Origin of the sequence: Lactobacillus gallinarum DSM 10532 = JCM 2011 (assembly GCF_001434975.1) — a bacterium.
Lineage (GTDB): Bacteria > Bacillota > Bacilli > Lactobacillales > Lactobacillaceae > Lactobacillus > Lactobacillus gallinarum.
In genome coordinates this window covers 132,024-138,116 of the sequence record NZ_AZEL01000050.1, presented here as the reverse complement: position 1 = coordinate 138,116, position 6,093 = coordinate 132,024, and the positions used below count along the sequence as shown (strand labels likewise).

Genomic DNA, 6,093 nt, shown 5'->3' with positions numbered 1-6,093 from the left:
TCAAGCCTCTATTAATCCTGTATTTTAAACTGTCTAATTTTTAGGTCTCAGTTCAAACTCTTTATTTTGTATTCTTTTTATTTTTTAATTGGTCAGGCTTCTCGTCGCCCAAATGCCAAACTTCAACTGTAGGATCAGTTTTGCTTTTTTGATTAATGATTTTCTGGATAACATGCATTAATGGATGATACTTTTCACCCAACAAGCCGATTGATTCCACAAAATATTCAAGTGCAACCAACAATCCCAGAATTAATAACCATGTTCCCCAAGCCGGAGAAAGCAAGAATAATAATGAGATGAAAGAAAAGACCAAAGACAATGCATAGATCGTTAAAACCGTTTGTCTATGAGTTAATCCCATTCTCATCAATTGGTGGTGCAAGTGGTGTTTATCCGCCTCTGAGATAGGTTTTTTATTTAATTTTCTCCGAATCATAGCATAGACCGTATCGGTGATTGGCACACCTAAAATTATGATAGGTACTAATAAAGAAATAAAAGTTACATTCTTTAAACCTTTCAGTGAAAGAACCGCAATCATAAATCCAATATATAATGCACCTGTATCTCCTAAAAAGATCTTAGCTGGATGGAAATTATATGGTAAAAAACCTAATAAACATGCGGCTAACATAAAACAAGCTATAGGCACATATAGCTGATGCGTGTGTAAAAAGAAATATCCTACGATTCCCATGGTCGTTAGAGAAATCATTGATACCCCATCTGCTAGCCCATCTAGTCCATCAATCAAATTGACTGCATTAGTTAAAGCTAATATCCAAAAAATGGTAATTGGAAAACTCCACCATCCAATATTAACTTCGTGCGTGACAAAAGGAATTTTTAAGACATTCATTCGAATACCTGCCAAGAAATAAATGATCAATGAGGCAATAAAAATGCCGAACATTTTTTGTCTAGGCTTTAATTCAAGAATATCATCTATCAATCCCGTCAACACAATTACACTTGAAGCTAATAAAATCGAAAAGATTTCATGGGTAGGAAATTGCTCTCGTAACAGTACAAATGCACCGATATTAAAAGTAACGAAAATTCCTAATCCCCCGATAGTAGGCATTGGCTTCTTATTAACCCTACGTGCATTAGGATTATCAACAGCTCCCAATACGAAAGCCAAACGCCGAATAAACGGCGTAATAGCCGCCGAGATAATTACCAATAAAAATAATTCAACAATGATTTTAAACATATTTGGCTACTTTCCTTATTTACTCGTTCTAATTATACAAGTAGAGTCGGTTTTGCACAAATAACAAAAAAGGTTTGAAACTTTTAATTTCAAACCTTTTTAAATTTATTTAGCGATCGCTACAACTCGTTTTTCACGGATAACAGTAATTTTAATATTACCAGGATAATCAAGTTCTTTTTCAACCTGATTACGAATATCCCGTGCCAAAATAACTGTACGATCATCTGAAATTTCATCAGGTTCTACCATCACGCGAACCTCACGTCCCGCTTGAATGGCATAAGCCTGCTTGACACCTTGATAGCTCTTAGCTATCTTTTCTAATTCGGTCAAACGTCTGATGTAATTTTCTAGACTCTCACTTCTTGCACCTGGTCGAGCTGAAGAAATCGTATCTGCTGCAACTACAAGTTCAGCAATAAACGATAACTTAGGCACATCACCATGGTGTGCAGCAATCGCGTTAACTACAACATCGGATTCATGATATTTACGGGTCAACTCTACACCAATTTCTACGTGTGAACCTTCAATATCATGATCGATGGCTTTACCAATATCGTGTAATAATCCCGCGCGAACTGCTAATTTTTCATCTAGACCTAATTCGGCAGCCATAGTACCAGCTAATTTACCAACTTCAATTGAGTGTGACAAGACATTTTGCCCATATGAAGTACGATACTTGAGTCGTCCAAGCGTCTTAACGAGTTCTGGATTCATACGGTGAATTCCAAGTTCCATTAAGGCACTTTCACCAGCTTCATAAATATCGTCATTAACTTCTTTACGAGCTTTATCAACCATTTCCTCAATTCTAGCTGGATGAATTCTCCCATCCTTAATCAAACGTTCCATTGCTCTCTTCGCAATTTCACGTCTAATTGGATCGAAGCCACTCAAAGTTACAACCTTTGGTGTATCATCAATAATTAAATCAATACCAGTTAAAGCTTCAAATGAACGAATATTGCGACCTTCACGTCCAATAATACGTCCCTTCATCTCTTCATTTGGTAGATCAACAACAGACACGGTAGTTTCTGCTACAGTATCTGCTGCACTACTCTGAATTGCATCAACTATAATTTGGTTAGCATAATGATCAGCTTTCGCTTTAACTTCTTCATTACTATTTCTAATCAATTCGGCACGTTCTTTAACAAGCTCATCAGATAATTTATTAAGCACAATCTTTTTTGCTTCTTCTTTATCCAACTTAGCTACGTCATAAAGCTTTTGCCGTCTAGCTTCAACTAATTCATCAGCTTCAGTTAATTTTGCCTTTAAGCTAGTATCTTGCTGCTTTAATTGATCTTCCTTTTGAGTGAGTCCAGCTTCTCTTTCATCTAACAAAGAATTTTTGTGATCTAAAGTATCTTCACGTTGCTTTAAACGATTTTCTTGACGAGCTAAATCATCCTTTTTTAAATTTAACTTGTCTTCAGTCTTTTGCTTATAATCACGAATTTGTTCTTGAGCTTCAAGAATTTTTTCTTTCTTAGTATTTTCAGCACTTTGCTTAACAGCTTCTGCTGCTTGCTTTTGTGCATTAACCTCTGCTTCTACCGCAGCTACTTGTGCTCGAGCATCGGCTAAAATATGATCAGCATCATTTTGTGCATTCTGAGCTTTTTGTTCCCAAGAATGTTTACGAATAGCATAGCCAATCACTGTACCCACCAAAATTGAAACAATGGCAGTTGCGACGGGAATCATAATAATTGTATTCATGATTACTATCGCCTTTTTTTAGAATTATTCACACCACTTTTATGATAAAGAACCTGTTGGTCCATGTCAATCCACAAGAAAAAACCTTGGAACATAATTCCAAGGTAAAAATCATTTTTATTTATCATCAGTTGTCTTTTTAGCTTCGGCAGACTTCTCTGCTTGAGCCTCTTCACGCTTTTCCTTTATTTTTTCAGGATCTTCACGATCAGCTACTGACTTCTCATCAATACCATATGCCTGACGAACTTGTTGTTGAATATCTTGATAAATATCTGGATGATCTTCAAGATATTTCTTAGCATTTTCTCGTCCTTGGCCGATACGATCGCTCTTATATGAATACCATGATCCAGCCTTATCAATGATATCCTTGTCGGCAGCCATATCAAGTAATTCTCCACTTTGAGAAATACCTTTACCATACATGATATCTACTTCTGCTACCTTAAATGGTGGGGCAACCTTGTTCTTTACAACTTTAATCTTGACGCGGTTACCAATTACATCACCAGATTGCTTAATCTGTTCTGCTCTTCTTACTTCAAGTCGAATAGTTGAATAAAACTTAAGGGCACGACCACCAGGTGTAGTTTCAGGGTTACCAAACATAACCCCAACTTTTTCACGAATCTGATTAATGAAAATTGCAATAGTCTTAGTCTTGGAAATTGTTCCTGATAACTTACGCAAAGCTTGACTCATTAATCTAGCTTGAAGACCAACATGGGCATCCCCCATTTCGCCTTCAATTTCTGCACGTGGAACTAAAGCAGCAACAGAGTCGACAACCACAATATCAATAGCACCACTAGAAATTAAAGTATCAGCAATTTGTAGTCCTTCTTCACCAGTATTAGGTTGAGACAAAATAAGTGAATCAATGTCTACACCTAAAGCTTCAGCGTATGCTGGATCCATTGCGTTTTCAGCATCAATATATGCGGCTGTACCACCACGTTTTTGCACTTCAGCTACTGCATGAAGAGCAACAGTAGTCTTACCAGATGATTCAGGTCCATATACTTCAATAATACGTCCCCGAGGATAGCCACCAACACCAATAGCAGCATCTAAAGCAAGTGAACCTGTTGGAACTGTTGAAATTTGAGTATCGGCCTTCTCACCCATACGCATAACAGCACCTTTGCCAAAGTTCTTTTCAATTTTCTTGAGCGCTGCATCTAAAGCAGCCTTTTTTTCATCTTTGGGCATGTTTTCCTCCTAAATTTTTGTACTCAGTAATTATACTTTGATCATTATCTACTTTGCAAGCAATATACAAACTAACGTTCAAAGTATTTAGCCTACACTATTAAATACGCAAAAAAAGGTAATTTTTTTTTGAGAAAATAAAAAAAGAAGCAATTTTATGCTTCTTTTAATTTATCTTTAATTTTACATGGATCCTTTGAATACGCCCCATGATTGGTGGAAGTAGTCGTAACCTGAGTAAATAGTAAAGATCAATGCAAGGTAAAGTAAAATTGTACCGATGTACCAGAAGTTACCGATCAATAAGAAGATGATGGATAACATTTGGCAAGTAGTCTTGATCTTACCAGGCATTTTAGCTGCTAAAACTTGTCCCTTGTTTTCAGCTAAAATCAAGCGCAAACCAGTAACTGCTAATTCACGACAAACGATGATTGCAACAACCCAAGCTGGAGCAAGCTTCAATTCAACTAAGAAAATAAATGCAGTCATAGTCAACATCTTGTCTGCCAAAGGATCAGCAAACTTACCAAAGTTGGTAACCATGTTGCGTGAACGAGCAATATGACCATCAAACCAGTCAGTAGCTGAAGCTACGGCAAAAACAATAGCTGCAATTACCCAGCTCCAAACAACAGTTGAACCAGCGGCTTCAGTATGAGCATCCCCACCGAAAATTATAATTAACATAAATACTGGAATCAAAAAGATTCTAAAAACAGTAAGTTTATTAGGTAAATTCATTCTTCTTATTTTCTCCTAAGCTTTAATTACCATTATTTTCATCACCGCTACCACCATTATCATTTCCACCGGCATTGTTATTTTGCGTAGTGGCTGTTGATGATTGAGTAGCTGATGATTGTTGTGTTTGACTACTTTGTCTTGTTTGACTGCTTTGAGCAGCTGATGATTGTTGGTGACTAGTTTGAGTGTTGTGTCTAGTAGTAGAGCTGCTCTGAGTTTGATTTTGAGTAGTAGTATTACTGTTATTAGTATTATTATCGCTAGTCGTTCCATTTTGACTAGTATTGTCATCAGTATGATGAGTAGTAGTCTTCTTAGCCTTTCCAATTAACAAAGTAATTGTTCTGTAGCTATTATTAGGTACGTATGGGACCTTCTTGCCACCGATCTTAATCGAACTACCATTATCATTACCCAAGGTAATTACAACTCGTTCAGCGTTTGAAGGTAAAGTAAGGGTATGCTTTTGCTTAGCAATTAAAGTTCCTTGCCAGCTATTTGCATTGCCATTAATTTGTACTCCCGCAGAAGTATTTTGAGTTGAACCTGCCTTAACAACTAAACGACGATTTCTCTTAAGACCAAGGACACGGTATTCATTGTCATTAATCTTTTTAATCTTAACTGTATTTACAGCAACTGGCTTAGTCTTCTTAGAAGATGACGATGATGTCTTCTGTGATGATACAGTTACGCCGCTGTTATCAGTATCATGATGCTGACCACTTGATGAAATACGTGCATACAATACGTATACAACTAAAATTACGATAATTACACCTAATGTGATTGCGATTCTTGGCAAGTAATTCTTCCACAAATTCTTCTTGTTATTTGTAGTTTCACGAACTTCTTCGCTCTTATTATCAATTGAATTCTCTACATATTCATCAGGATCCGCTTCTGGAACATCCTCATGATAGTCACTGAGTAATTCTTTCCCATCTAATCCAACTACTTGAGCGTATTGTCGAATAAATGCCCTAACATAAAAGTCACCAGGAAGCTTATCAAATTCATCCTTTTCAATTGCTGTTAGATATCTACTTTGAATCTTAGTTGCTTTTTCGATATCTTCAATTGAAAGTCCCTTTGCCTCTCTAGCACTCCTTAATTTCTCTCCGATGTCTGCCATATTAACCTCTTCAAAATTAAATTTAACAAATTGAGTATAC

5 protein-coding genes are annotated in these 6,093 nt (G+C 36.5%); all 5 read right to left on the bottom strand.

Annotated elements, in window-relative coordinates; genetic code table 11:
- Positions 1 to 61 precede the first annotated feature (61 nt).
- On the bottom strand, positions 62 to 1,219 hold the full coding sequence (locus FC37_RS07235; protein ID WP_056945578.1) for a glycosyltransferase family 4 protein: 1,158 nt from the start codon (positions 1,217 to 1,219) through the stop codon (positions 62 to 64).
- 105 nt (positions 1,220 to 1,324) lie between these two features.
- Positions 1,325 to 2,956, bottom strand: coding sequence for a ribonuclease Y (gene rny / locus FC37_RS07230; protein WP_025005500.1), 1,632 nt, complete (start codon positions 2,954 to 2,956; stop codon positions 1,325 to 1,327).
- A 117-nt stretch (positions 2,957 to 3,073) separates the two neighbouring features.
- Positions 3,074 to 4,171 (bottom strand): recombinase RecA, encoded by a 1,098-nt coding sequence (gene recA, locus FC37_RS07225; RefSeq protein WP_025005499.1) that lies wholly within the window; start codon positions 4,169 to 4,171, stop codon positions 3,074 to 3,076.
- 183 nt (positions 4,172 to 4,354) lie between these two features.
- The gene (pgsA, locus tag FC37_RS07220) at positions 4,355 to 4,915 is read right to left on the bottom strand and encodes a CDP-diacylglycerol--glycerol-3-phosphate 3-phosphatidyltransferase (protein ID WP_025005498.1); all 561 of its coding nucleotides are present in this window, start codon (positions 4,913 to 4,915) and stop codon (positions 4,355 to 4,357) included.
- Between the two features lie 22 nt (positions 4,916 to 4,937).
- Entirely contained in the window at positions 4,938 to 6,053 is a 1,116-nt protein-coding gene (locus FC37_RS07215) for a helix-turn-helix domain-containing protein (protein ID WP_025005497.1), read from the bottom strand.
- Positions 6,054 to 6,093: the final 40 nt, after the last annotated feature.